This window comes from Paraburkholderia xenovorans (assembly GCF_046030735.1).
Taxonomy (GTDB): Bacteria; Pseudomonadota; Gammaproteobacteria; order Burkholderiales; family Burkholderiaceae; genus Paraburkholderia; species Paraburkholderia xenovorans_A.
This window is the reverse complement of record NZ_JAQQBV010000017.1, coordinates 123648-149872: the sequence shown is the minus strand read 5'-3', so window position 1 is coordinate 149872 and position 26225 is coordinate 123648. Positions and strand designations below refer to the sequence as shown.

At 62.2% G+C, this 26225-nt stretch carries 21 protein-coding genes; 15 read left to right on the top strand and 6 right to left on the bottom strand.

Going from position 1 to position 26225, the window contains the following annotated elements; translation table 11 throughout:
- Positions 1-6 precede the first annotated feature (6 nt).
- From PQQ51_RS18845 to PQQ51_RS18805, 9 genes are all read left to right on the top strand, one after another.
- Positions 7-2802, top strand: coding sequence for an MGH1-like glycoside hydrolase domain-containing protein (locus tag PQQ51_RS18845; protein WP_408498306.1), 2796 nt, complete (start codon positions 7-9; stop codon positions 2800-2802).
- Between the two features lie 160 nt (positions 2803-2962).
- Complete coding sequence (zwf, locus tag PQQ51_RS18840) at positions 2963-4570, top strand: glucose-6-phosphate dehydrogenase (protein ID WP_408498305.1); 1608 nt, start codon at positions 2963-2965, stop codon at positions 4568-4570.
- Between the two features lie 35 nt (positions 4571-4605).
- Complete coding sequence (locus tag PQQ51_RS18835) at positions 4606-5424, top strand: ROK family protein (protein WP_408498304.1); 819 nt, start codon at positions 4606-4608, stop codon at positions 5422-5424.
- A 32-nt stretch (positions 5425-5456) separates the two neighbouring features.
- The gene (locus tag PQQ51_RS18830; protein ID WP_408498303.1) at positions 5457-6029 is read left to right on the top strand and encodes a YbhB/YbcL family Raf kinase inhibitor-like protein; all 573 of its coding nucleotides are present in this window, start codon (positions 5457-5459) and stop codon (positions 6027-6029) included.
- 463 nt (positions 6030-6492) lie between these two features.
- On the top strand, positions 6493-8673 hold the full coding sequence (locus PQQ51_RS18825; RefSeq protein ID WP_408498302.1) for a TonB-dependent receptor: 2181 nt from the start codon (positions 6493-6495) through the stop codon (positions 8671-8673).
- 93 nt (positions 8674-8766) lie between these two features.
- On the top strand, positions 8767-9450 hold the full coding sequence (locus PQQ51_RS18820) for a Fe2+-dependent dioxygenase (RefSeq protein WP_408498301.1): 684 nt from the start codon (positions 8767-8769) through the stop codon (positions 9448-9450).
- On the top strand, positions 9447-10169 hold the full coding sequence (locus PQQ51_RS18815; protein ID WP_408498300.1) for a PepSY-associated TM helix domain-containing protein: 723 nt from the start codon (positions 9447-9449) through the stop codon (positions 10167-10169). The genes PQQ51_RS18820 and PQQ51_RS18815 overlap by 4 nt, the downstream gene beginning before the upstream one ends.
- A gap of 351 nt (positions 10170-10520) precedes the next feature.
- Positions 10521-15452, top strand: coding sequence for a response regulator (locus PQQ51_RS18810; protein ID WP_408498299.1), 4932 nt, complete (start codon positions 10521-10523; stop codon positions 15450-15452).
- A gap of 170 nt (positions 15453-15622) precedes the next feature.
- Positions 15623-15934, top strand: a complete 312-nt coding sequence (locus tag PQQ51_RS18805; protein WP_408498298.1) for a high-potential iron-sulfur protein — start codon at positions 15623-15625, stop codon at positions 15932-15934.
- A 23-nt stretch (positions 15935-15957) separates the two neighbouring features.
- Here PQQ51_RS18805 and PQQ51_RS18800 read toward each other — a convergent pair whose 3' ends face one another.
- Entirely contained in the window at positions 15958-16308 is a 351-nt protein-coding gene (locus PQQ51_RS18800) for a DOPA 4,5-dioxygenase family protein (RefSeq protein ID WP_408498297.1), read from the bottom strand.
- Between the two features lie 674 nt (positions 16309-16982).
- On the opposite strand from PQQ51_RS18800, the gene PQQ51_RS18795 reads away from it, so the two are divergent.
- Positions 16983-17255, top strand: coding sequence for a DUF1488 family protein (locus PQQ51_RS18795; RefSeq protein ID WP_408498316.1), 273 nt, complete (start codon positions 16983-16985; stop codon positions 17253-17255).
- A gap of 221 nt (positions 17256-17476) precedes the next feature.
- On the opposite strand, the gene PQQ51_RS18790 is transcribed toward PQQ51_RS18795, so the two are convergent.
- Positions 17477-17842: a hypothetical protein gene (locus PQQ51_RS18790; protein ID WP_408498296.1), complete on the bottom strand. Its 366-nt coding sequence runs from the start codon at positions 17840-17842 to the stop codon at positions 17477-17479.
- A 333-nt stretch (positions 17843-18175) separates the two neighbouring features.
- On the opposite strand from PQQ51_RS18790, the gene PQQ51_RS18785 reads away from it, so the two are divergent.
- Entirely contained in the window at positions 18176-18649 is a 474-nt protein-coding gene (locus PQQ51_RS18785; protein WP_408498295.1) for a hypothetical protein, read from the top strand.
- A gap of 103 nt (positions 18650-18752) precedes the next feature.
- Here PQQ51_RS18785 and PQQ51_RS18780 read toward each other — a convergent pair whose 3' ends face one another.
- Entirely contained in the window at positions 18753-20714 is a 1962-nt protein-coding gene (locus PQQ51_RS18780; protein ID WP_408498294.1) for a hypothetical protein, read from the bottom strand.
- Positions 20715-21120: 406 nt separating this feature from the next.
- Positions 21121-21285 (bottom strand): glycine zipper 2TM domain-containing protein, encoded by a 165-nt coding sequence (locus PQQ51_RS18775; protein WP_408498315.1) that lies wholly within the window; start codon positions 21283-21285, stop codon positions 21121-21123.
- 253 nt (positions 21286-21538) lie between these two features.
- Between PQQ51_RS18775 and PQQ51_RS18770 the strand changes: the two genes are divergently transcribed.
- From PQQ51_RS18770 to PQQ51_RS18755, 4 genes are all read left to right on the top strand, one after another.
- Positions 21539-21892, top strand: coding sequence for a YciI family protein (locus PQQ51_RS18770; RefSeq protein WP_408498292.1), 354 nt, complete (start codon positions 21539-21541; stop codon positions 21890-21892).
- A gap of 162 nt (positions 21893-22054) precedes the next feature.
- Entirely contained in the window at positions 22055-22468 is a 414-nt protein-coding gene (locus tag PQQ51_RS18765) for a YciI family protein (RefSeq protein WP_408498291.1), read from the top strand.
- An 82-nt stretch (positions 22469-22550) separates the two neighbouring features.
- Entirely contained in the window at positions 22551-22958 is a 408-nt protein-coding gene (locus PQQ51_RS18760) for a VOC family protein (protein ID WP_408498290.1), read from the top strand.
- A 4-nt stretch (positions 22959-22962) separates the two neighbouring features.
- Positions 22963-24237: an RNA polymerase sigma factor gene (locus PQQ51_RS18755; protein WP_408498289.1), complete on the top strand. Its 1275-nt coding sequence runs from the start codon at positions 22963-22965 to the stop codon at positions 24235-24237.
- Between the two features lie 17 nt (positions 24238-24254).
- Here the strand turns inward: PQQ51_RS18755 and PQQ51_RS18750 are convergent, their stop codons facing one another.
- Both PQQ51_RS18750 and PQQ51_RS18745 read right to left on the bottom strand, forming a co-directional pair.
- Complete coding sequence (locus tag PQQ51_RS18750; protein WP_408498288.1) at positions 24255-24965, bottom strand: class I SAM-dependent methyltransferase; 711 nt, start codon at positions 24963-24965, stop codon at positions 24255-24257.
- A gap of 606 nt (positions 24966-25571) precedes the next feature.
- Entirely contained in the window at positions 25572-26192 is a 621-nt protein-coding gene (locus tag PQQ51_RS18745; protein WP_408498287.1) for a LysE family translocator, read from the bottom strand.
- Positions 26193-26225: the final 33 nt, after the last annotated feature.

Sequence of the window (26225 nt, the reverse complement as noted above, 5' to 3'; positions counted from 1 at the left end):
GTCGTCATGCCACCGCTGCGCGCTGCCAATCTGCTCGCCACTATCGAAGGTTCCCGCCTGCATTCGGCCGCGTGCCCGCAGTGGCAACGCTGGGGTCCGTATCTCAGCGAGCGTCAATGGGGAACGGTGCGCGAAGACTACAGCCCGGACGGCACCGCCTGGGACTACTTTCCGCACGACCATGCGCGCAGCCGCGCGTACCGTTGGGGCGAAGACGGCATTGCCGGTTTCGGCAACGACACGCTGAGCTGGTGCGTATCGCTCGCACTGTGGAACCGCAAAGATCCGATCCTGAAGGAACGTCTGTTCGGTCTCACCAACTCGCAGGGCAATCATGGCGAGGACGTAAAGGAGCTGTATTTCTACGTCGACGGCACGCCCACGCATTCCTATATGCGGATGCTCTACAAGTATCCGCACGCCGCTTTTCCGTACGACGACCTGGTGAAAGAAAACGCGCGGCGCGGCAGCGATATGCCGGAGTACGAAATTCTCGACACCGGCGTGTTCGACGATTCGCGCTATTTCGACGTGCAGGTCGAATATGCGAAGCATGCGCCCGATGACATCCTGATGCGCGTGACGATCGAGAACCGCGCGGACCAGGCCGCATCGCTCGACGTGCTGCCGCAAATCTGGGCGCGCAATTCATGGTCGTGGAAAGAGAATAAGGACAAGCCTTCGCTCGTCGCCGGCCGCGATCACAACGGCGGCGCGCTGGTGGTCGGTCATCAGCATGGTCAGGAAGCAATTGTCGTGACCGCGTGGTCCCACGACGCGCCGGAAATGAACTGGCTGTTCTGCGAAAACGATACAAACGTGAAGCGCCTGTTCAACACGGACAGCGCGGGTCCGTTCAAGGATGGCTTTAACGATTATCTCGTGCACGGCGACGAAAACGCGATACGCCGTGAGCACGGCACCAAGGCCGCCGCGCATGCGTCGCTCGAACTGGGTCCGCATGGCCGCGCGGTGGTCTATATGCGCTGGCGTCCGCAATCGAGCCCCGACAACACGCTGCTCGACGCCGACGCGGTATTCGCGCAGCGTATCGCCGAGGCCGACGAGTTTTACGGCGCACTGCAGCATGAAATCGCCGACGCCGATGCGCGCCTCGTGCAGCGCCAGGCGCTCGCCGGCATGCTGTGGTCCAAGCAGTACTACCAGTTCGACGTGCAGCGCTGGCTCGAAGGCGATCCGCTGCAACCCAAACCGGCAGAGGCGCGCAAGCATGGCCGCAATGCCGATTGGCGGCATCTGTGCAATGCAGACATCATTTCGATGCCGGACAAGTGGGAGTACCCGTGGTACGCGTCCTGGGATATGGCGTTTCACGCGGCCGCGTTCGCGCTGATCGATCCGGCTTTCGCCAAGCGGCAGTTGCTGCTGCTCGTGAAAGACCGCTATCAGCATCCGAACGGTCAGTTGCCGGCCTATGAATGGGCATTGGGCGACGCTAATCCGCCGGTGCACGCGTGGGCCACATGGCGCGTCTATGAAATCGATCGCGCACTGACCGGCAAGGCAGACCGCGATTTTCTGGAGCTCGTTTTTCACAAGCTGCTGCTGAATTTCTCGTGGTGGGTGAACCGCAAGGATGCGGACGGCCACAACATTTTTCAGGGCGGCTTTCTTGGCCTCGACAACATCGGCATTTTCGATCGCTCGTCGCCGTTGCCCACTGGCGGCCACATCGATCAGGCCGACGGCACTGCATGGATGGCCGCGTACGCGCTCGACCTGATGCGGATCGCGCTCGAACTCGCGTATGCGAACCATGTGTTCGTCGACATCGGCGTGAAATTTTTTGAGCACTTCCTGTATATCGCGGAAGCCGTCAGTTGCGACGACGATTGCGACACCGGCCTATGGGACAGCCAGGATGAATTCTTCTACGACAAGCTGCGCCTGCCGGACGGCAGCAGTGTTCCGATGCGGGTGCGCTCGATCGTCGGTCTGATTCCGCTGTTCGCGGTGCACGTGCTCGAACATCGCCTGCATGGCGGCCTGCCAGGTTTGCGCGAGCGGCTCAGCTGGTTCCTCGAACATCGGCCCGACCTCGCGAAGCTGGTGTCGCGCTGGAATGAGCCCGGCAAGGGCAATGCGCTGTTGCTTTCGCTGTTGCGTGGACATCGGATGAAAGCACTGCTGCGCCGCGCGCTCGACGAAAGCGAGTTTCTCTCCGATCACGGCGTGCGGGCGCTGTCGCGTTTTCATCGCGACCATCCGTTTGTGTTCAATCACAACGGCGACAGCTTCACGGTCAAGTACCTGCCGGCCGAATCCGACTCGCGCGTGTTCGGCGGCAATTCGAACTGGCGCGGCCCGGTGTGGATGCCGGTGAACTATCTGCTGATCGAATCGTTATACGAATTTCATCGCTATTACGGCGACGACTTCCGCGTCGAATATCCAACGGGTTCGGGACAGAAATTTTCGCTCAACGAAATCGCCGACGAACTGGCACGCCGCGCAACCACGCTATTCCTGAAAGACAGGAACGGCGATCGCCCGGTGATGGGCGCTTACCCGCTGTTGCAGGCCGATCCGCGTTCGCGCGATCTCGTGCTGTTTCATGAGTACTTTCATGGCGACAACGGGCGCGGCGTCGGCGCTTCGCATCAAACCGGCTGGAGCGGTCTCGTCGCGTTGCTGTTGCAGCCGCGCGCGATGGCGGCTTCGGGCAATGTGCCGCTGGCCGGCGAACCGGAGCCGGTACCCGCGCCGGTTCCGGCTTCTACGTCGGCGCCGGTGCAACAGCCGGAACCTGCTACCGCGACGGCGGCATCCGTGGCCAAATAGCCGCGGACATGAACAAGACCGCGCGAGGTTACATAAGCCCTACAACTCGCGCGGCAAGCAGGTTTAACAGGTTTAACGCGTGTTTTTGAACTGTGCGGGTTCCAGCGTGGTCTTTCATGTACCGCCACGTCCGTTCCATTGGCTTCCTTAAGCGAATCCCATGTCGACTACTCCGAACACCTCAACTCCTGCCAGCGCCACCCAGCAACCGAGCTGCAAAGTTAGCGCGAGTCCGCAGAGCTCGCCGTCCTCGCCTGCCGGCAAGCGGCCTGCGCCGCCGTGCACGCTGGTGATCTTCGGCGCCGGTGGCGACCTCACCAAACGGCTGCTGATGCCGGCGCTGTACAACCTCGCGGTAGATGGCCTGCTCGACGGCGGGATGAAGATCATCGGCGTCAATCACGGCGAACGCGAGACCAGCCAATGGCGCGACGATCTGCATCAATCGTTGCAACAGTTCGCCGCCGACAAAGCCAGCACCTTCCACGCCGGCAAGCTCGACGACAAAGCGTGGGACTGGGTCGCGCAACGGCTCGAATACATGGCCGGCGAATTCGAAACCGACGACACGTTCGCGCAACTCAAGCAGAAGCTCGACCAGGCGCCGGGCGGCAACGTGATCTTTTATCTCGCGGTGAGTTCGCGCTTCTTCAAACCGATCGTCGAACATCTCGGCAAAGCGGAGCTATTGAAAGAAGGCGAAGGCGACAAAGCCGGGTTCCGCCGTATCGTGATCGAGAAACCGTTCGGCACCGACCTCGCTTCGGCACGCGATCTGAACGAACACATCCTGTCGTACGCGAAAGAGTCGCAGGTGTACCGGATCGATCACTTTCTCGGCAAGGACACCGTGCAGAGCATTCTCGCGGTGCGCTTCGCGAATGCGCTATTCGAGCCGATATGGCGGCGCGAATATATCGACAGCGTGCAGATCACGGCCGCCGAAACGATCGGCGTGGAAGGGCGCGGCAAGTTCTACGAACAGACCGGCGCGTTTCGCGACATGTTGCCGAACCACCTGTTCCAGTTGCTCGGGATGGTGGCGATGGAGCCGCCCAATTCATTCGACGCCGAAGCCGTGCGCGACAAGAAAGCCGAGATCTTCGACGCGATCCAGCCGTTGACCCGCGACGACGTGGTCTTCGGGCAATACGAAAAAGGTCCGGCGGGCGTCGGTTATCGCGAGGAGCCAGACGTCGCGCCGGATAGCACGACCGAAACCTATGCGGCCGCGCGCGTGTTCGTCGAGAACTGGCGTTGGGCCGGCGTGCCGTTCTATCTGCGCACCGGCAAGCGGCTCGCCGCGCGCCGCACCGAGATCGCGGTGCAACTCAAGCCGGTGCCGTTCCGTCTGTTCCGCGATACGCCCGTCGATGCATTGACGCCGAACGTGCTGACCTTGCGCATCGACCCTGCACACGGCACGAGCTTCGACTTCAATGTGAAAACGCCGGGGCCGATCATGCAGGTGGGCGCGGTGCAGTCGTCGTTCGATTACGGCGACTTTTTCGCGGAAAGCGCCAACGTCGGCTACGAAACCTTGCTTTACGACTGCATGCTCGGCGACGAAACCCTGTTCCAGCGCGCCGACAGTATCGAAACGAGCTGGTGCGCCGTGGACGACGTGCTGCATCCGAAAAGCGGCGGCGCGATGCCGGTGCGCGGCTATCCGGCCGGCAGCGAAGGTCCGGCCGAAGCGGACGCGCTGCTCGCGCGCGACGGGCATGCATGGCGTCCGTTGAAACAGGAACCGGCCGGCAAGAAGTGATTTCTTGAAACGCAACACCATGATCGGGGGTTACCGTGGCGACACGTAAGACAGTCAGGAAGAAAGCGGCCCGCAAGACCAGCAGTACCGAGCGGATTCTGGCGATCGACGTCGGTGGGACCGGTCTGAAGGCCGCGATTATCGACGCCGACGGCAATATGAAAACCGAACGCGTGCGCGTGGCCACACCGCATCCGTGTACGCCGGACCAACTGGTGGACGCATTGGCGAAGCTGGTGGAACCGCTCGTCACGCAGGAGCCGCCGACGTTGATCTCGATCGGCTTCCCGGGCGTGGTGCGCAACAACCGCATTCTGACGGCGCCGCATTTCGGCGTGGAAGGCTGGCACGACATTCCGCTCGCCGACTCGCTCGCGCAGCGTCTGGGCGGCCTGCCGGTGCGCATGATCAACGACGCCGAGGTGCAAGGCTTTGCCGCGATCGCAGGTCACGGGCTCGAATTCGTGCTGACGCTCGGCACCGGCGCGGGCACGGCGCTATATCGCGACGGCGAACTGATGCCGCACCTCGAGCTTGCGCATCATCCGGTCAGCAAGAAAGGCGTTGCGTACGACGAATACATCGGCGACGCGGCGCGCGAGAAAGTAGGCAACAAGCGCTGGAATCGCCGGGTCGCGAAGGTGATCGGCATTCTCGATGCGCTGGTGAATTACGACAAGCTGTGGATCGGCGGCGGCAACGCGTCGCGTCTCACGATCGACTTGCCGGCGAACGTTGCGACGGTATCGAACGATGCGGGTATCGAAGGCGGTGCGCGCTTGTGGCATCCGAAGTCGCTACGTGAGACGCGGCAATTGCCGGAAGCGAATCAGCGCACAGGTGTATTCAAGTGAGCGCTCAGTCCATCTTGCCGTCGACCACGACGATGAAACGCAAAACTCATGTCGCCGTGCTGCGATGCATTGCCTCGGCCGGTTTTGCCGCCGCGCTGACGCTTGGCGCAGCGGCTGCCCGCGCGGCGCCGCCGGCCTTCGAGTTGTCGTCGCCGGGTTTGGCGGACGGCGGCACGCTCGATTCGAGCCATGCGGCGAGCGCCAACAATTGCGGCGGCGGAAATGTGTCGCCTGGATTGGAGTGGCGCAACGCGCCGGCCGGCACGAAAAGCTACGCGATTACGATTTTCGATCCCGATGGCGCGAAGGGACTCGGGATCGTGCATTGGATTCTGTACGGGATCGCGCCTTCGATCACGGCGCTGGCCGGCGGCGCTGCGCCGCCGGCGGGAAGTGTGTCCGGCACGAACCGGACCGGCGGGCCTGGTTACTACGGACCGTGTCCGCCGGTCGGCGAGGTGCCGCATCACTATGTCGTGCAGGTCTATGCGCTGGATTTGCCGACCGACGCATTGCCGGCCGGTCTGACGCGCGATGCGTTGCTCGCGGCGCTCAAGGATCACGTGCTGGCGGCGACGAGCACGGTGGTTCGTTACGGGCGGTAAGGTTCGCCTCTTCGCTTCTTCGCGTGCTCGCGAAGAGGCGGAAAAACCGCGTTACCGGAGCGGGTGTTGCAAAAAGGTCAAACGTTCAATATTTCTTCGCAGGCCTACAGCACCCAAACACTCGCAATCAGTTAGCAAATAGAAAGGTTTATCGCGTGAAGAAATACCTTTATTAAAGGATTTAACCTTTCCAGAAGTAATAAAAAATCTCGAATTATCATCTGATTATTACAAATAGACTTCACACGTAAAATTTCGAAACACCTGAATTATTGGGAAACGACCGTCCCGCGATTGATGCGTCTTTATGCGTATGGAATGATAGCGATTCTCATTTAACCAGCCAGCCATCCCGTCGTCTTCGGGTCTCCTCGAAGAGCGGCACAGCCAGCCAAATGCGGTTTTTGCCAACGATTCGCGCCCTTAACGCAAACCGGCACACGCCTATCTGACGGGATTTCCAATGTTCAACCACACGCCGCTCGCGACTGCGTTAGCGCTAGCTTTTGCCGTTCCGTTTGCGACCCCTGTGCTCGCGCAGACCGCGCCGCAGACTGCGACCCAACCTTCAGCGCAAACTACGCCGACCGGCGGTACGACGCTGCCGGCCATCGGCGTCGCGGGACAAGCCGAACAGCAGGATTTCCAGCCGGAGCGCTCGACCGTCGGCGCGAAGACGCCCACCGCGTTGCGCGACATTCCGCAAACCGTCACGGTAATCAATAAGTCGGTGCTCGAATCGCAGGGCGCAACTTCGTTCCAGGACGCGTTGCGCAATGCACCGGGCGTGACGATCGGCGGCGCCGAAGGCGGCCAGATCGGCAACAACATCAACCTGCGCGGCTTCAGCGCGCAGAACGACATCTATCTGGACGGCTTCCGCGATCGCAACCAGTACTATCGCGACACTTTCGACCTCGAAGAACTCGAAGTGCTGTACGGTCCGTCGTCGATGCTGTTCGGCCGCGGTTCGACCGGTGGCGTGATCAACCAGGTCAGCAAGAAAGCGAACCTGAAAGACTCCGCTGAAGTGTCGGGCACGATAGGCACCGACGACCGCTATCGCTCGACTGTCGACGTCAATCACCAGCTTACCGACACCGCGGCGATCCGCCTGAACGCATTCGGTCAGAGCATGGGGTCGTCGCGCGACGAGATGAAGAACAAGGACTACGGTATCGCGCCGGAAGTGCGCTTCGGCATCGGCACGCCGACCGAAATCACGCTGTCCGCGCTGATCCAGCACAACGACGATATGCCCGACTACGGCGTGCAGGCGTTGAACGGCCATCCGTCGCCGGTGCCGAAGAACACCTTCTACGGGTTGACCACCGACCGCACGATTCAGGACGTTCAGACCTTCACCGCGGGGATCAAGCACAAGTTCTCGGACAACCTGATCCTGACGAACCAGACGCAGTTCTCGCACTCGATGACCGACGCGCGCGAAACCGCACCGCAATCGGTATTGACGGGCCCGCTCGCAACGAGCCCGGCGCTGGCGAACGGCAATTTCACGACGCTCTCGCCGTCGCAACTGTTCATCAAGTTGCAAAGCCACGACCGCGTGATCGAGAACCACTCGCTGTACAACGACACGATGCTCGAATACAAATTCGACACCGGCCCGATCAAGCACGACCTGATTGCCGGCGTCGACCTCGGGCACGATAGTTATTCGAATCAGGCGTACACCCGCAACAATTTGCCGATCGTCTCGATGGTGAATCCGGTGTATCTGGCGTCGCCCGCGGGCGTGACGACGACGGTCGGCAACTACGCGGATTCGGGCTCGAACGAGATCGGCGCTTACCTGAACGACACGGTCTCGGTTGGCCGCGACTGGAAGTTCATCGGCGGCTTGCGTTGGGATCGCTTCCAGGCGGAGATTCACAACACAGTGAGCTTGCCCGGCTATGCAGCGCAAACCAACTTCTTCACCAGCGTGCGCGCCGGCGTGATCTATCAGCCGAGCGACTGGCAATCGTATTACGTGTCGTACGGCACGTCGTTCGATCCGTCGCTCGAAGCATTGACGGTGACCAACCTCACGCAGAACCTCACGCCCGAGTCGACCAAATCGTATGAAGTCGGCGCGAAATGGGATCTGCTCGGCGGCGGCCTGTCGGTCACGTCGGCGTTCTTCCGCGAGGAAATGGACAACGCGCGCACCCAGGTTTCGCCGACCGAATACGAACTCGACGGAGACATCCGCGTCGACGGATTCCAGGCGGGTGTGACCGGCCACATTACCGACAAGTGGCAGATTTTCGGCGGCTATACGTACATGGATGCGATCGTGCTGAAGGCGCTCGACGGCACACAAGGTCATGTGCCGGCCAACACGCCGCGCAACACGCTGACGCTCTGGACGACCTACCTGATCACGCCGCACTGGGAGATCGGCGGCGGCCCGACTTACATGTCGCCGCGCTTTGCGTCCAACACGAACTACGTGCAGGTGCCGGGCTACACGCGCTGGGACGCGACCGCCGCGTATCACGCGAAGAAATACGACGTACGCCTGAACCTGCAGAACCTGACCAACAAGATGTACTACGACGCGCTGATCCAGTCGGACGGCGGCCGTTCGGTGCCGGGCATCGGACGTACGTTGCTGGCCACGTTCGACTACCGTTTCTGAAGCGCGTCATACGGATGCGGTAGGCTCGCTGTTCTATACGCTGTTCCAGAACCCAGCGCGCCTGCCGCCTGTCGGCTGCCGAAAGGAAACGCCATGTTGTTGCAAATACCGAACGTGCTCAACGCCGAGCAATTGCGCATTATCCGCAAGCGGCTCGACGAGGCCGGCGACGCCTGGGTCGACGGCCGCGCAACCGCGGGTTATCAAGGCGCACCGGTCAAACGCAACCAGCAGATCGCCGAGCATTCGCCGGTTGCGCGTGAACTCGGCGACGTGATCGTCGCCGCGATCGAACGCAATCCGCTGTTCATCAGCGCGGTGCTGCCGAATCAGGTGTATCCGCCGCTCTTCAACCGCTACGAAGGCGGCATGCAGTTCGGCAGTCATGTCGACGGCGCGGTGCGCGTGCTGCCCAACGGCGTGAAGCTGCGCACGGATGTCTCCGTCACGCTGTTCCTTTCCGAGCCGGACGAATACGACGGCGGCGAACTGGTGATCGAAGACACCTACGGCGTGCAACAGGTGAAGCTGCCGGCGGGCGACATGATCGTTTATCCGGCGACCAGTCTGCATCAGGTCACGCCGGTGACGCGTGGCACGCGCATCGCCAGTTTCTTCTGGGCGCAGAGCCTCGTGCGCAGCGACACACACCGCGCGTTGCTGTTCGACATGGACACCGCGATTCAACGTCTGAACGCCACTCACGCCGACGATGCCGCGCGCCGCAGCCTCGTCGGCTGTTACCACAACTTACTGCGTACCTGGAGCGAAACGTGAGCGTCCCCGAGGCTATCGAAACTCAACCGGCTTCGGCCATCGACTCCGTCTCCCGCGAATCGCGGCGGCTCGGCGGCGACGAAATGAAAGCGCGGCAACAGCGTTCGCGCCGCGCGACCTTCATCAAATGGCTGCGCAAGGTGCACGGCTGGGTCGGCTTGTGGGGCGCGGCGCTGGGTCTGCTGTTCGGCACCACGGGCTTTCTGCTGAATCATCGCGCCGGACCGTTGCGCGTGTCGACCGGCGAGCCGCAGGTATCCGTCATGCAGGTGCCGCTGCCGCAACCGGCGCCTGAAACGCCGCGCGATCTGAGCAAGTGGCTCAGGCACGAACTGAAAGTGGCCGGCATGCCGGGGCGCGTGCAGAAGGAACCGTCGCATCCGGTCGCATGGGGCGATCGCAGCGTGGTGCAGCCGGAGCACTGGCAACTCACTTTCACGTCGCCGAAAGAAAGTACGTCGGCGGAATACTGGGTGGGCAACAGCTACGTGACGGTCAAGCGCAACGAGAACTCGTTTCTCGCGACGCTCACCAATTTGCACAAGGGCAACGGTTTGAGCGTCGGCTGGGTGCTGCTGATCGATACGCTCGCGGGCAGCATCATTTTGCTGTCGCTGACCGGCGTGTTGCTCTGGACCGAGTTGAACAAGCGCAAGACGGTCGGTGCAGTGCTGGTGATCGGTTCGATCGTCGCGGCGGTCTGCATGGGATTGAGCTAACGCTAACCCGCGGCTGCTGTAGCTGGATACCTATAGCTGGAAAGTTCGCCGTGCCGAACTTTCCAGTCGAGGTACGTTTTACCGGTAGCGAGTGAAGACTTTGCAAGACCACGGCGATGCGCTGCCTGCATTGACCGCATGCGAAGCCCGCTCGCACGAAACCCCTTCATCGAGCGGGCCGTTCGCGCCCGTCACGCCTTCCTCCGCTGCGCTCCTCCGTGCGAGAATCGCGCTAGGTCATGTGCGCCTATTTGTGCCTGTTCGCGCCGCCATCGTGCAGCCGGCCGCCAGCCAGGCATTGCGTTTGCAATGCCGCTTCGCACCTGACCCCGTCGCGTCGAGGAGATCGCGTTGAAAAAGCCGGACAGCTCCCTGTCGGACGTCTCTGCCGCCCATTCCGCTTCGCCGTCCTTTCTGGCCGGTGGCGGCGAACTGGGCGAGCTGATCCGCGCCTACGACTGGACCCGCACTGCGCTCGGCGAACCCGAGAGCTGGCCGCAAGGCCTGAAGATCGCGATCCGTATCATGCTCACGTCGCGTCAGCCGATCTGGATCGGTTGGGGCGACGAACTGCTGTATTTCTATAACGATCCTTACAAGTCGATTATCGGCGGCAAGCATCCGGCCATGCTGGGTCAGCCGACGCACGTGGTGTGGCGTGAAATCTGGACCGAAATCGAGCCGTTGCTGAGCACTGCGTTGAACCGCGCCGAAGGCACGTTCGTCGAGCAGAAGCTGCTGATCATGGAGCGCAACGGCTTTCCGGAAGAGACCTATTACACGTTCTCGTACAGCCCGATTCCCGGCGACGACGGCGAACCCGGCGGGATCATTTGCGCCAACAGCGACGACACCTTGCGGGTGGTCGGCGAACGGCAACTCGCGCTGCTGAAAGAACTCGCCGCGGCCAGCCCGAACGGCCGGAACTGGCGCGAAGCGTGCGAACTCAGCATGCGGGCGTTGCAATCGAATCCGCAGGACTTCCCGTTCGCGTTGCTGTACGCCGCCGAGCCCGGCAGCAATACGCTCACGCTGATGGCGTCGAGCGGCATCGAAGCCGGCCATCCAGCGGCGCCGGCCACCATCGCGATCGATAGCAACGACGACGCAGCCGTGTGGCCCGTAACCGATGTATTGAAAAGCCAGCTTCCGCAAACGGTGCAAGACCTGACGCAGCGGTTCGGCAAGGCGCTGCCGGGCGGCCCGTGGCCGGTCGCGCCGGAGCAGGCGGCTATCGTGCCGGTGTCGCCCGGCGGTGATACCGCGCACACGGTGCTGCTGATCGCCGGTCTGAATCCGTACCGTCTGTTCGACGACGCCTATAGCGGTTTTCTGAACCTGGCCGCCGGCCAGATCGGCGCGGCAATCGGCTACGCGCATGCGTATGAAGAAGAGCGACGGCGCGCCGAGGCGCTCGCCGAAATCGACCGTGCGAAAACCACGTTCTTCTCGAACATCAGTCACGAGTTCCGTACGCCGCTCACGCTGATGCTCGGCCCGCTCGAAGAATTGCTCGCGAAGCCGCAACTCGCCGCGAGCGAGCCGGGCGGCGAAACCGGTAGCAACGCCGCCGACGACCGCGCGCTGATCGAAATCACGCATCGAAACGGTTTGCGTCTGCTGAAGCTCGTCAATGCGCTGCTGGACTTTTCGCGCATCGAGGCCGGGCGCATCGAGATCAATACGCAGCCCACCGACGTCGCGAGTTTCACCGCCGAGCTCGCTTCGCTATTCCAGTCCGCGATCGAAACCGCCGGCATGCAACTGGTGGTGGAGGTGCCCACCGTGCCGGTCGTCGTGCAGCTCGACCGCGAGATGTGGGAAAAGGTGATGATGAATCTGCTGTCGAACGCGTACAAGTTCACGTTCTTCGGCACGATCCGCGTTGCAGTGCGCGCACGCGATGATGGCGGCGCCGAAGTCAGCGTGACCGACACCGGCATCGGCATCGCCGAAGAAGAAGTGCCGCGGCTGTTCGAGCGTTTTCATCGCGTGGCGGGTGCGCCGGGCCGTTCGGTCGAAGGCAGTGGGATCGGGCTCGCGATGGTGCAGGAACTGGTGAAGCTGCACGGCGGCACAGTGCAGGTGGAGAGCCAGTTGGGTGAGGGCGCGCGCTTCGGCGTGCGTCTGCCGCGCGGCGCCAGCGTGCCGCATGCCGCCGACGAAGCCGTGCGCGCAGCGATGAGCAAGAACGCGCGCAGCTATGTGGACGCGGCGTTGCGCTGGAGCCCCGAGAACGAAGTGATGACGGCCGCGCCGGTCGCGCCGAAGAACGGCACCGCGTTGCACGATTCCGCGTCGCCCGCCGCGGCGCGCGTGCTGGTGGCGGACGACAACGCCGATCTGCGCGAATACATGCGTCGCATTCTGAGCGCGGCGGGCCACGACGTGCTCGTCGCGACCGATGGCCAGGCTGCGCTGGAAGCCGCCCGCGCCGCGCGACCGGACATCGTCGTATCCGATGTGATGATGCCGCGGCTCGACGGCTTCGGTCTGCTGCGCGAGCTGCGCGCCGATCCCGATCTGTGCGATACGCCGGTGCTGATGCTGTCGGCGCGGGCCGGCGAGGAAGCGCGGGTCGGCGGTATCGAGCAAGGCGCCGACGACTATCTGACCAAGCCGTTCTCCGCGCGCGAACTGCTCGCGCGCGTGGCGGGCAACCTGCAACTCGCGCGGCTGCGCCGCGAGACCGAGATGAAGTTGCGCGAGGAATCGCGCACGCTCGAAATTCTGAACCGCGTCGGCAAGACGGTGGCCGCCGAACTCGATCTGAGCCGCGCGGTGCAGATCGTCACCGATGCCGCGACCGAACTGACCGGCGCCGCGTTCGGCTCGTTTTTCTATAACGTGCTCGACGCCGCGGGCGGCAGCTACATGCTTTACACGCTGTCGGGCGTGCCGAAAGAGGTGTTCGAACAGTTTCCGATGCCGCGCAATACGGACCTGTTCGCGCCCACGTTCAGCGGCGAAGGCATCGTGCGGGTCGACGACATTACGCAAGACCCGCGCTACGGCCGCAATGCGCCGCATCACGGGATGCCCGAAGGTCATCTGAAAGTGCGCAGCTATCTCGCTGCGCCGGTGCAGTCGCGCAATGGGGACGTGGTCGGCGGCCTGTTCTTCGGTCATCCGGAGGCCGGCGTGTTCACCGCGCGCGCCGAACGGATCGTGGCCGGCATTGCCGCGCAGGCGGCGATCGCGATCGACAACGCGCGCCTCTATCAGGCGGCGCAAACCGAAATCGCCGAACGTGCGAAGGCGCAAAACGCGCTGCACGATCTGAACGAAACGCTCGAGCGTCGCGTGATCGAGACGGTGGCCGATCGCGACCGTCTGTGGGAGTTGAGCGAAGACTTGTTGGTGGTCGCCGATGTGGAAGGCCGTTTGCAGCGCGTGAGCCCGTCGTGGAGCACTGCGCTCGGCCATAACGTGCAGTGGCTGATGTCGCGCAGTTACTTCGATCTGGTCCATCCCGACGACGTGGACACGGTGCGCCGTCATCTCGCCGAGTTGCGCCGCACGGGTGTGCCGGTGCGCTATGAGAACCGCTTCAAGCGGATCGACGGCACGTGGCGTTGGGTCGCGTGGACGCTCGCGCTCGATCCCGACACCGCGCGGATTCACGGCGTGGGCCGCGACGTCACCGTCGACAAGGAAACCACCGAGGCGCTGCACCATGCCGAAGAAGCGTTGCGCATGGCGCAGAAGATGGAAGCCATCGGCAAGTTGACGGGCGGCGTCGCGCACGATTTCAACAACCTGCTGCAAGTGATCGGCGGCAATCTGCAACTGCTGGCGAAAGACGTCGCCGGGTCCGAGAAGCCCGAGCAACGTGTGCGCAATGCGCTGGCTGGCGTCGCGCGCGGTGCGAATCTCGCATCGCAATTGCTCGCGTTCGGGCGGCGTCAGCCGCTCGCGCCGAAGGTCGTCAACCTGGGCCGCTTCGTGCGCGGTCTCGACGACATGCTGCGGCGCGCGCTCGGCGACGGCGTCGAAATCGAAACCATCGTGTCGGGCGGTTTGTGGAACTCGCTGGTCGATCCGTTCCAGGTCGAGAACGCGTTGCTCAACCTCGCGATCAATGCGCGCGACGCGATGAGCGGCCACGGCCGGCTCACGATCGAAGCCGGCAATGCCGCGCTCGACGACGCGTACGCGAAGCGCAACGCGGACGTTGTGCCGGGCCAGTACGTGATGCTCGCTGTCACGGATACCGGCACCGGGATGCCGCCGGAAGTGCGCGAGCGCGTGTTCGAGCCGTTCTTCACGACGAAACCCGAAGGCCAGGGCACGGGCCTCGGATTGAGCATGGTGTACGGCTTCGTCAAGCAGTCGGGCGGCCACGTGAAGATCTACAGCGAGGAAGGCCACGGCACGACGATCCGCATCTATCTGCCGCGCGTGCGTCAGGAAGAAGACCTCGAAACGAATGTCGATGCCGGGCCCGCGAAGGGCGGCACGGAAACGATCCTCGTCGTCGAGGACGACGAGGAAGTGCGCGCGACGGTGGTCGAAATGCTGTCCGATCTCGGCTATCGCGTGCTGAAGGCGAAAGATGCACAGAGTGCGCTGGCGATCGTCGAGAGCGGCGTGCCGATCGACATGCTGTTTACCGATGTGGTGATGCCAGGCCCGCTGCGCAGCACCGAACTGGCCCGCAAGGCGCGCGAGCGGTTGCCGGCGATCGCGGTGCTGTTCACGTCGGGCTATACGGATAACGCGATCGTGCATTCCGGACGGCTCGACGAAGGCATCGAACTGCTCAGCAAGCCTTATACGCATGAAGCCTTGGCGCGCAAAGTGCGCTACGTATTGCAAGCCCAGAATCCGCAGGCCGAACAGATCGCGATGCTCGAGCCGCATCAACTGGAAATCGAGCCGCCCGTTTTGCCGGGGAGCGCGGACGCTTTTACGGCGGATGCGGTGCGCTTGCGGATTCTGCTGGTCGAAGACGACGAGATGATTCGTGTCAGTACTGCCGAGTTGCTGCGCACCTTCGACTTCGACATTCTGGAGGCCGAAGGCGAGCATGATGCAAAGCGGATCCTGAGCGAGCATGCGATCGATGTGCTGCTGACCGATGTCGGACTCGCGGGCAAATCGGGCGTTGTTCTGGCGATGGATGTGTGCCGTCAGCGTCCTGAATTGCGCGTGATCTTTCTGACGGGTTACGACCTCGTATTGACGCCGGAGCAGCGGCAGGTGTTGCCGCACGCGATCCTGCTGCGCAAGCCCTACGATTCGCTCGATCTGATCGATGCGTTGAAGACGCCGCTGCGGTAATGCTCGGCGTTGTCATGGCGGCATGCTTGCAAGCGTGCAAGCGTGCAAGCGTGCAAGCGTGCAAGCGTGCAAGCATGCGAGGCTGCCGGCCTGCCAGCGGAAAACCGACCCCTCGCGCTAGAATCCTCGCTCCCATAAGAGGAGCTTCCCCACTTTGCATCGGACTCACCATGAAAACATCGCGTCGACATTTTCTGCAATTGAGCGTGGGCGTAGGCTCTTCGCTCGCGCTTGGCGGTACGGCATTCGCTCAGTCCTCGAACAGACTCAGTGAGACCGATCCAAAGGCGCAGGCGGTTGGCTACAGAGAGGATGCATCGAAAGTCGACAAGGCAAAATTCCCAAGCTACGACGCCACGCAAACCTGCGCGAGTTGTTCGCTGTTTCAGGGCAAGACTACCGACGCGTATGGCGGCTGCACGCTGTTCGGCGAACTGCAGGTTGCCGGGCGCGGCTGGTGCAGCGCGTACTCGAATATCTGATGCGGGGCTCGGCTCGGGCCGATTCAGTTAAACGCGCCGAGCACCAGTTCATACGAACGACCGATCCACACGGCGGCGTCCCGATGGTCACGCAAAGCATCGCCGGTATTCGGATGCAGAAAGATATCGAGCGCGCCGTGATTCAGTGTGAGCCAGCCCACCAGTTCGCCGAATTGTTCCTGCGTGAACGCAAGTTGATACGACCACATCGGATGCGGTCCGACCGGGCGTTCGTGAAAGCGGCCTATCTGCAGCTTGCCGTTCCAGTGCGCTTCGATCTGTTCGCGGAAAGTCCACGCGGCGTCGCGGCTGCTCGAATCGAAATAGACGTGGGCGTGCCAGCTTTCGATGGCGGAGGTGTCGCGAAAGGTCATATCGGGTCCGTTGCGGTTCAGTTTTTATCAGACATTCATTCTGCTTGAGTTTCCTGCGGCGCGCTTTACGCGTGCCTCATGTGAAATTCTGTTTCTTCTTCTCCAACGATTTCGAAGCCGAGCCGCTCGTGTAGTTGCGTTGCCGGATTGCCTTCAGCAGACAGGTTGGTAACGTTTCCGGCGCGCGGACAGCGAGTAGAAATGGACGTGAATTGTCGCGTCGATTGCGCTTTTTTACCACGCGAGGGTGGTTTGACCGTTCTGGTTTGGCGGTCGGCGTGGGTGCCGCTAGTACTCGCGCGTAGTTCATGCCGATTTCGATGCCCACGCTTTGAGGCACGCTGCAGCAGGCGCGGGCTGCGATTGCAGTAGGTCGGTGGTGATGCGCGGTGCGTTTTTATATCGCACGAGCAATAGCCGGTACTGCGTGGCCTGCGCTGATTGGCATGCACCTTGCTCTTGCCTCATCCGCGGATTATTTGCGCGAACGGTTTTTTGACTGGACCGTATGACAGGGAGTTGCCGAAGAAACGGCTCGACTCGCAATAAACGAAGTCGGCATGAAACGCATTTGATCAGTCGAAAGAAGTCACGTGGGCCTGTGGTCTTCAGTTTTCCTGGGTGTCGTTCGTTCAGAAGCGGCGAGCGGCTTAACCAATATTGCGAGGTGGGCTATGGAGATTATCGAGCTTGAACCCAGCGTCTCGGCGGACGGACGCGCGGTGATTTTCCAGCTTTCGACGCGAGGCCGGGACCTCGAGTGCGCGGTTACGCGCGAGGCGCTGGAGCAGCACTTCTGGCTGCAACACGGCGCTGGCGAAGACCGCGTGTTGAAAACTTTCGCGGACGGACGCAAGCGGATCACGGCGGTGGCCGAACGAAAAATGCTCGCGCGGCCCGGCGAAAAAGTGATGCTGACGATCGCCGATTTTGTCGCGCGAGGCTGAAGTTTTCGTGGCGCGGCGCGTGCATCGGGCACATCGGCCGCGCTGCTGAATTGCCGGCATGGAGGCGACAGATTAATCGCGCTTATCTGTCGCCAAATACTTTGTACATCAGACGAATTTACCTCTTCAAGCCGATTCGCCAAACTGGCCTGCCAATTCCCCTCGCTTCGCCCAATTGCATTTCATTGCACTCGAATAAACTTTTTCCATGGCGCGACAAATCACCGAGCACCATCGGCGCGGTCTTCCCCCGCGTTGTTTTGAACCGTACCGTTGATGGCATTTTGCCGCGGCAGTCGAGCGGCAGCGCAGTGAAGCAGTAGGAAGTCGAAACAATGAAATAACGCGCAATCGCAGCAGCAGGCACCAAGCGCGATGCGCGGGAAAACGGCTGGGGATTGTAGTGAGGTGATGTTGAAGGCGAGGGACCGACCTGCAATGCAGTTGATGTTGAAGTCGAGATTGAGTTTTAAGGTAGCAGCAAAGGTAGCAGCAGCAAGAGCAGTGAAGTTGAAGTTGCAACAGCTTTTAATCGCTTTGGTGGGTATAAGTCGGCAAGCATCCACGCGCCTGCATGACTCTTCCATCCTGTCCGACCCTGTTCCCTCGCGGGAACAGGGTTTTTTTTCGTCCCGGCTGCAAATAGCGGACTTGTATGTGATGAATTCGAACCCATATCGCAGCGTTGCATTTCGCCGGCCGCGTCGACGCCAACCTCTGTGCGCCCGCGAGAAAGCGCGAAATCGCGGCACGTGCGAGACTTCAGTTTGTTTAAGTCTGTCTTAATAGTTGCTTGCCATGATGGCTACACAGACTCAGCTTAGGGCCTGTCAAGCCGCCGACATATCGGCGGCAGTGGTCACCGGACGGCATACAGTTCGGTGGCAACGCCGAGAGTTAGCGAAGGAGGTTGAATCGATATGTCCAGTAAATCGCGAGTCCGAAAGCCGGTCCAGCCGGCCATGTCCCCGCTGTTGCGCGCACTGACCTATAGCCGCACCGCACACGAGCCGGTTACCGAGGCGATGCTTCTGCAGTGCTACACCGCGCTCGACGCGTTCCGTCACGGCCACGGCTCGCGGGATCTGCACATGTCGTTGAGCCGGCATTTGCTGGTGTCGCAGGAACTGGCGCTTCTCGGACTCGGCGAGGATCTGCTCGGCGACATCGAGCGCGCGCATGCGGCGATGGTCGAACTCGATACGCGTGAACATCGTGACGGCGGCTGGGCTTTCGAAAGCAGCGAGTACGAACGCCTGTGCACCGCGCTGGCGATTCTGGACGCGCAATTGTCCGTCGCATCGTTGAGCGAAATCGCGAGTGCGGAAGCGAAGATGATCGAAGGACTGATGCGCTCGGCGCGGGTTCAGGCTGTTGCGGAAGCCGTGGCTTAAGATTCTGGCGCGGGTTGTCGGTTCCTTGAGTGCTTTGACGCTTAACCGCGTAGACGAAAACGCCCCTCACGGGGCGTTTTGCATGTTGGGTGCGACCTGAGTTCTAGTCGTTGAACTTCGTAATATCGTAGAGCGCGGTGCCGTTCTGGCTGCCGCTCAATTGCACGAGCCGCGAGCCGCCCGCCGTCAGCGCCGGGAACGGGCAATTCGTGCACGTCGTCACACCTTGCGCGTTCACGCCCGAATGAACCGTCGTTTGATACTGGCCGAACGTCGTGTTATTGGGCGCGCCGACCGAGAAGCCGTCGACTTCGGTCGACGAACCCGATGCCGTACCCGGCACAGCCTGAATCTGCACCGATGTCACCGGAAACGCGAGATTCTGCGAGTTGATGAGACTCGACCACGTCAGGCTCATCGCATATTGTTCTGCGGCCAGCGCGGTGCCCGGCGTCAGGAACTGGGTGGTGGCGGTGTCCATCAGCAGCGTCGGCCACGGCACCGTGCTGCCCGCCGCGGCGCTCAACGGACTGCCCGGATTGATGATCGACGACTGGCCGAGCTGCGCGCCGTTGCTGTCGAAGAACTTCACGGTGTAGGTCGAATAAAGCGGCACGGTGCCCGCGTTGATCGAGGTTGCCGAGTAGTAGCCGGTCGAGGCCGGCGGCGTGAAGCTTGCCGAGCTCAGCGACTGCCACGACCAGCGATACAGCGATGTGTTGCTGTTGGTCGTTGCGGGCGAGACCGGCGGCGCATTCAAAACCCCATCCGAGAGGCCCAGCGAACTGCTGCCGACCGCATTACGCTTCAGCAGCCAGATCGGCGCGGCAAGTCCGGGCCCGGTTACGGAGGCCGAATACACCGTCGGGTTCGACGCGGTCGGAATCGAAATGCCGAGGCCCGACTCGTAGCGGTTGACGTCGTTCGGCCGCGCATCGAGGAACGTGCGGCGCTGGATCTGCGAATTGATCGACACGGCGAATTGCGACTGATTGCCGATCAGGTCCCAGCCGAGCTGCGTGCCGTTCGGCAGCGTTACCGGCGTCGTCAGTTGTTGCGCGATCGTGTAGAGCACGCCGGCCGCTACACCGGGAATCGTAAACGGCAATTGCACGAGGGCTTGCTGCTTGCCGTTGCTCGTGAAGAACGCGAGCGTTTTCGGTGAGCTGAAAATTGCGCTGGCGAAGTTCGCGTCGGTCAAACCGTGGCCCACGGCCAGATCGGTCGAGCCGTTTTCGAGGAAGGCCGGATCGATGACCGGCGAGCAGGCGCTGGTCAGCGTGCCGCTTGCCGCGCAGTTGGTGAGCAGCAACGCGAGCGGCTCCAGGTAGTTCGCCGCCGCGGGCGGCGCGCTCAACGTGACGCCCTGGGCCGTCTTGTTGTTCAGTGCGACGGCAGTCCCCGGCGCGGCATTCGATACCAGCGACAAACCGCCATTCGCCGCCGACACCAGCGCGACCGTGTCGATCACTGCGTCGGCGCCGGTATGGTTCGGCGTGAAGGTCGTGCCGATCGGGTCGAAACCGGACATCGTGATGCCGTTTTGCGCGAGGATGTTCGCGAGCATCGTATCGAGCGTGATCGTGGCGATTTGCACCGACGGCAGCGTGATTTTGGCAAGCGTCGTGGCGGACGCGAGGTCGGTCGGGTTGCCCGACGCAGTCAGCATCGCGGCGATCGCGGTGGTCAGCGTGGTGACATTGACGACAGCCGGCGCGGTGCCGTTCGGCAACCTGGCGAGCACGGAGACGAGCGGGGCGGAAATGCCGTTGGCGTCGGTGGCGGTGATCAGGAACGGCGCGGTCAAGCCCTTCACCGGAATCGAATACGCGCCTTGCGCGTCGGTGGTCGCGGTGGCCTGAGCGCCGGTCGCGTCGATCAACGTGACGCTCGCGCCGACCAGCGCGCTACCGCTCGCCACGGTGCCGCCCACTGCGGTCGCCGTAACTGCCGGTGTGCCTGATGAACCCGCACCCGAGTCGCCGCCACTGCCGCAACCGCCGAGTTGAAAAAAGGTCAAGGCCACAGCGGCCGCAATGCCTGTACGCGCAACTGATCGATGCATGAATTTCCCCGATGCTTTGATTATGTGGTTCATTGTTATGCCGGCAAATAATGCCGGTTAATCCGGCCGCCTTATCGTGTGTTCGTTGTCGAGTTGAAGATGCGTTAAATCCGCCTGCGGTTATTCGCAAGCAGCAGTCGATTCAGCAGGGTTTAACGCGTTGGGAGAATACTTCAAAGCGGCGTTGTTGTGTCGCATTGCGTCATGCGGAGCGCAATGGCTGTGGCGCGTAATTCACGCTTAACGTTTGCGTGACGCGTGAATTTCGCCGGACGAATAATTTTTCGTATCGACGAATCAGGGATTACCCGTTTGAATCGGCAAAAAATATGGCGGGATCCGCGCCGGGGCTCCCGCCATATTGATCGAACGAAGCGTTTTTAGTCTGCCGAATAACGGCTGCGCGTTACTTGCCCAACTCGTGACCGATTACCCCGCCGGCCACTGCGCCGCCAACCGTGCCGAGCGTGCTGTGGTTGGTCGCTTCGTTACCGATGACGCCGCCCGCCGCCGCGCCGCCGACGGTGCAACCCGTCGTCACCGCAAGCAGCGCCAGCGCGATTGCAACGATTGCCAAACCAGATCGATTCCGCATTTTTTTCACCTTGAACGTGTTTCGATATCTGAGGGTTAGCAAGCGACATGCCGCAAAGGTGTTACGAGTGTCCGTAGCCGATAGGCTTGAGCCAGGCGCCGGCGTTGAAACGGGTTTACCGGAGCCGATCGTGCTTGATAGACTGCCTGTCGCAAGCCATCCGCAAGCGCGCTCTCACCTCATACGCCTACCGGCGTTCACGGTTGCGGCATTACTCATCGGAGACGCCATGTCTTACATGCTGCTGATCGTCGAACCCCCGAATCAACGTATCGAACGCGGTGAGGTCAAAGGGCGCGAAGTCTATGACCAGATGGTGAGTTTCGCTAACGGCCTCAAGGAGCGCGGCAAGCTGCTCGCGGTCGAATCGCTTGCCTCCACCGACCAGGCCGTGCGTGTCCAGGTCCGCGACGGTCAGCCCAAGCTGCTCGACGGTCCGTTTGCCGAAGCCAAGGAAATGATCGGCGGCTTCTTCCTGCTGAATTGCGACACGCGGGAAGAGGCGGTGGCAATCGCGCAGGCTTGCCCGGCGGCTTCATGGTGTACCGTCGAAGTCCGCAAACTCGGGCCTTGTTTCGAGTAAGCCATTCGCGCAGCGGCTCGGGTTTTCCCTGGCGGCGGAGAAATCGTGTCGATCCGGATGCGCGTCGCGCGTCGTGTGAGTATGGAGCCAGCCAACGGCGCAAGAGCGCAACGGCGGCGGCGCTCTTCTCTCTAAACATTCACACGACAAGGAGTCAGCGCGATGCGATTCATGATCATAGTCAAGGCGACCGCTGTCAGCGAAGCCGGCGGCTCGCCGGACGAAGCCCTGATGGCGGCAATGGGCACTTATCACGAAGACCTGGCCAAGGCCGGCGTACTGCTCGACGCAACCGGCCTGCAACCGAGCGCGAAGGGCTGGCGCATTCATTACAGCGGCGGCAAACGCACGGTGATCGACGGCCCGTTCGCGGAGACCAAGGAACTGATCGCCGGCTACACGCTGATTCAGGTGCGCTCGCGCGAGGAAGCGATGGAATGGGCGCGGCGCTTTCCCGCGCCGTTCGGCGAGCAGGCCGATGGAGAAATCGAGGTGCGTCAGTTGTACGAACTCGAAGACTTCCCGCCCGGGCCTGAAGTGGATCGCTTTCGCGAACTGAACGCCGGTCGCGGCTGATCAGACGAACGGTGCACGGCTTGCGCGCGAAGCGGGCGCGCTTACGTGCCGTCAACCCGCACGCGAAACAACGGACTCCATCATGCACAAACAGATTTACGTCAATCTCGCCGTCGACGATCTTGAACGCTCGAAAGCCTTTTTCAGTGCGCTCGGTTTCAGCTTCGAGCCGCAATTCACCAACGCGCAGGCCGCGTGTCTGATCCTCGGCGACAACCTCTACGCGATGCTGCTGGTCAAGGAGCTCTTCAAGTCGTTCACGCGCAAGTCGTTGTGCAATCCGCAGGAAAGCACCGAGGCGTTGATCGGTTTGTCGTGCGAGAGTCGCGGCGAGGTGGACGCGCTGGTCGCGAAGGCGATTGCGGCCGGCGGCGGTGCGCCGCGCGCGCCGCAGGACTACGGCTTCATGTACGGACACGGCTTCGAGGATATCGACGGACACATCTGGGAGCTGATCTACATGGACCCCAACGCCGGCGCGGCGGGCTGAGTCCGTGACGACACCGGCCGCCCATCGTGCAATCGAGGCCGTCTGGCGGATCGAATCCGCCAAGGTCATTGCTCACGTCGCGCGGATCGTGCGCGACGTGGGGCTTGCCGAAGAGCTGGCGCAGGACGCGCTGGTCGCGGCGCTCGAACATTGGCCCAGCGGGGGCGTGCCCGACAACCCGGGCGCGTGGCTGATGGCGACCGCGAAGAACCGCGCGCTCGATCGCTTGCGGCAGGAAGCGTTGCATGCTCGCAAGCGTGAAGAGCTGGGTCACGATCTCGATGCGCAGGAGGCTCATCTCGTGCCGGATTTCGTCGATGCCCTCGATGCCGCGCGCGCCGACGATATCGGCGACGACCTGCTGCGGCTGGTGTTCACCGCGTGTCACCCGGTGCTGTCCACGGATGCGCGTGTCGCGCTGACGCTGCGTCTGCTCGGCGGCCTGACCACGGAGGAAATCGCGCGGGCGTTCCTCGTGCCCGAGCCGACCATTGCGCAACGCATCGTGCGGGCCAAACGTACGCTGTCGGCGGCGCGCGTGCCGTTCGAGGTGCCGCAAGCGGATGCGCGCGCGGTGCGGCTTGCTTCGGTGCTGCAAGTGATCTATCTGATTTTCAACGAAGGCTATTCGGCGACGGCCGGCGACGACTGGATGCGGCCCGCGCTATGTGAAGAAGCGCTGCGGCTGGGGCGCGTGCTGGTCGGCCTCGTACCCGATGAAAGCGAGGTGCATGGTCTCGTCGCGTTGATGGAGATTCAGGCGTCGCGCACCCGTGCTCGTACCGACGCGCACGGCAGGCCGGTGTTGCTGCTCGAGCAGGACCGCAGCCGCTGGGACCCGCTGCTGATTCGTCGCGGACTGGCCGCGCTCGCCAGTTCCGATGCACTGGGCGGCGCGAGCGGTCCGTATGCGTTGCAGGCGGCGCTCGCCGCGTGTCATGCGCGCGCCCGCCGCGCCGAGGATACCGATTGGGCGCAGATCGTTGCGCTGTACGACGCGCTGGCGCAGGTGGCGCCGTCGCCGGTGGTCGAGTTGAATCGCGCGGTCGCGGTGGGGATGGCGTTCGGGCCGGCTGCGGGACTGGAGATCGTCGATGCGCTCGCAAGCGACGCCGCGCTCGCGCATTACCACTGGCTGCCGAGCGTGCGCGGCGATCTGCTGGCGAAACTCGGACGCATGGACGAGGCGCGCGCGGAACTCGAGCGTGCCGCGGGCATGACGCGCAATGCGCGTGAGCGCGAGTTGTTGCTGGAGCGCGCGCGAGGTCTCGCGCATTGAGCGGTGCAGGACGTCGATCAGAGGCCGGTGGCGTTGCGCGAGGATGCGACCGCGTTCAGTAGGTAAAACTCGCGCGGTCCAAATTCCTGCGGCGGGTCCAACGGCGGCTCGACATAGCGGGTGATGGTTATCGATTCGAAACCGGCGGCAACGCACGCGTGTTCCAAGGTCGTTGCGTCGTGTACCGTGAATCCGTATTTCTCGAATGGCATCTCGACGGCGGCTTCCGGCGTAATCGCCGCGATCACCAGCGTGCCGCCGGCGCGCAATACGCGATGCATCTCGCGCAGACCTGCGCTCAGGTCGCGCCAGAAATACGTCGAGTTGATGGTGATGGCTTTGTCGAAGGAACCGGATGAGAACGGCGTCGCAAAGACGTCCGCGGTTTCGAGCTCCACCTGAGCGTTGCGTACGGAAGCGTTGTTACGACTGAGTGCCTCGGCGATCATGGTTGGCGAAGCGTCGATACCCGTGTAGTGCAGATCGGCGGCTCGCGCCAGCACCGACGCGATATGCGCTCCATTGCCCAAACCGATCTCGATGATTCGCTCGTGAGCATGCAGATCGAGCAGATCGAACGACGCCCGGATCACCGCCTGATTCGACCGCTCCAACATTTCGCCGACCGCTATGCCGATGGCGCCGGCTGGACAGCCGAGTTGCGGAAGAAGAATCGCCTCGTCGAGGTTCGCAACGAGATCGATTGGCGACACGGATGATTCGTTCAAAGCGGGTCCTCCAGAACGAATTGTGTTACGTGATCAAAGCGAGCGCGCTCCTCGATTTTATGGCATGAAAATCGGATTGCTAATCAATTTAATGGGGGTTTTAATCTTTTCAAATCTTTGAGTACTTCAATCCTCCGGCTAGTGAGTTAACGGAGAATTGACTAATGGAAAATCTTCCGAACGTGGTGCCAGGAATGGTCGTGTAGGAATACACTCGATCCCGCTAGGCAATGGGACGAATGGCGGACAAGATAATCAGGATGGCTACACGAAACGGATCGCGCAGCGTGATTGCCGCTTGCTAAGCGGCTATGGAAAGATGGAGGAGTGAATGAGGCGGGTCGGTCAGATGCTCTTCGTGCTGTGGCTCATCGCTCAATTGGCCGGTTGCGAGCGTGACATACGGTCCGATTGTGGCGTGATGAGAACGCAATCGCCCGATGGTGGCAGCACGGATTCGAAGTCACTGGCTACCAAAGGAACAAACGATAGCCCGAACAGCGTCTCACCCTCGCCGCTCGCCCCCGCCGGGCAAATAACACCTTTAAAGAATATGGCTGGCTATTTTTAATAGGCTTGACCTCATCCGGTTTCGGCGCCCAAGGTCTACCTGATCAACTGCCGCACACCCAGCGCAACGATCAGCCCACCGCATGCGCGATCGATCCACGCTTTGCAACGCCGGTAAGCCGTCGCGATGCGCGAGTGCGACAAGGTCAGCGCAACGAATCCATACCAGCTGCCGGCAACCACGAACACCATCCCGAGCATTGCCGCGAACGTGCCCACGCTCACGTGCGCGGGCGCCGCGGATGAGAACACTGCTGCAAAAAACGCCATCGACTTCGGATTCGCGATATTGGTCGCGAAGCCCTGCGCGAATGCCTGCCGGAAGCCGCCGGTCGGTGCGGTGCGCGCACTTTGCACAGGCTTACTCGCCGATGCATTGAAGATCAGTCGCCCGCCGAACCAGATCAGATAGGCCGCGCCGGCTATTTTCACGGCCAGTGCCAGCCACGGAAACGCAGCGAAGACGATGCCGACGCCGAGAATCGCGCAACTCGCCCAGAACAGGTTGACCAGCACGATGCCGGCCACCATCGCGAGCGCTTCGACGCGCGTCGCCGATGCCGCCTTGTGCGCGACCGCGACGAAGTTCGGTCCGGGAATCACCACGCCGGCCACATACACGGAGAACACTCCGAGAACCGCTGCTCCATCGATCATGCATCATCTCCTGGTTCGCGTGATGCGGCCGCC

What these genes read in the sequence shown, in the direction of transcription:
- PQQ51_RS18845 (WP_408498306.1), top strand. Translation starts at nt 7, where the DNA reads ATGCCACCGCTGCGCGCTGCCAATCTGCTCGCCACTATCGAAGGTTCC.
- zwf (WP_408498305.1), top strand. Translation starts at nt 2,963, where the DNA reads ATGTCGACTACTCCGAACACCTCAACTCCTGCCAGCGCCACCCAGCAA.
- PQQ51_RS18830 (WP_408498303.1), top strand. Translation starts at nt 5,457, where the DNA reads ATGAAACGCAAAACTCATGTCGCCGTGCTGCGATGCATTGCCTCGGCC.
- PQQ51_RS18825 (WP_408498302.1), top strand. Translation starts at nt 6,493, where the DNA reads ATGTTCAACCACACGCCGCTCGCGACTGCGTTAGCGCTAGCTTTTGCC.
- PQQ51_RS18820 (WP_408498301.1), top strand. Translation starts at nt 8,767, where the DNA reads ATGTTGTTGCAAATACCGAACGTGCTCAACGCCGAGCAATTGCGCATT.
- PQQ51_RS18805 (WP_408498298.1), top strand. Translation starts at nt 15,623, where the DNA reads ATGAAAACATCGCGTCGACATTTTCTGCAATTGAGCGTGGGCGTAGGC.
- PQQ51_RS18800 (WP_408498297.1), bottom strand. Translation starts at nt 16,308, where the DNA reads ATGACCTTTCGCGACACCTCCGCCATCGAAAGCTGGCACGCCCACGTC.
- PQQ51_RS18795 (WP_408498316.1), top strand. Translation starts at nt 16,983, where the DNA reads ATGGAGATTATCGAGCTTGAACCCAGCGTCTCGGCGGACGGACGCGCG.
- PQQ51_RS18790 (WP_408498296.1), bottom strand. Translation starts at nt 17,842, where the DNA reads ATGGAAGAGTCATGCAGGCGCGTGGATGCTTGCCGACTTATACCCACC.
- PQQ51_RS18785 (WP_408498295.1), top strand. Translation starts at nt 18,176, where the DNA reads ATGTCCAGTAAATCGCGAGTCCGAAAGCCGGTCCAGCCGGCCATGTCC.
- PQQ51_RS18780 (WP_408498294.1), bottom strand. Translation starts at nt 20,714, where the DNA reads ATGCATCGATCAGTTGCGCGTACAGGCATTGCGGCCGCTGTGGCCTTG.
- PQQ51_RS18770 (WP_408498292.1), top strand. Translation starts at nt 21,539, where the DNA reads ATGTCTTACATGCTGCTGATCGTCGAACCCCCGAATCAACGTATCGAA.
- PQQ51_RS18765 (WP_408498291.1), top strand. Translation starts at nt 22,055, where the DNA reads ATGCGATTCATGATCATAGTCAAGGCGACCGCTGTCAGCGAAGCCGGC.
- PQQ51_RS18760 (WP_408498290.1), top strand. Translation starts at nt 22,551, where the DNA reads ATGCACAAACAGATTTACGTCAATCTCGCCGTCGACGATCTTGAACGC.
- PQQ51_RS18745 (WP_408498287.1), bottom strand. Translation starts at nt 26,192, where the DNA reads ATGATCGATGGAGCAGCGGTTCTCGGAGTGTTCTCCGTGTATGTGGCC.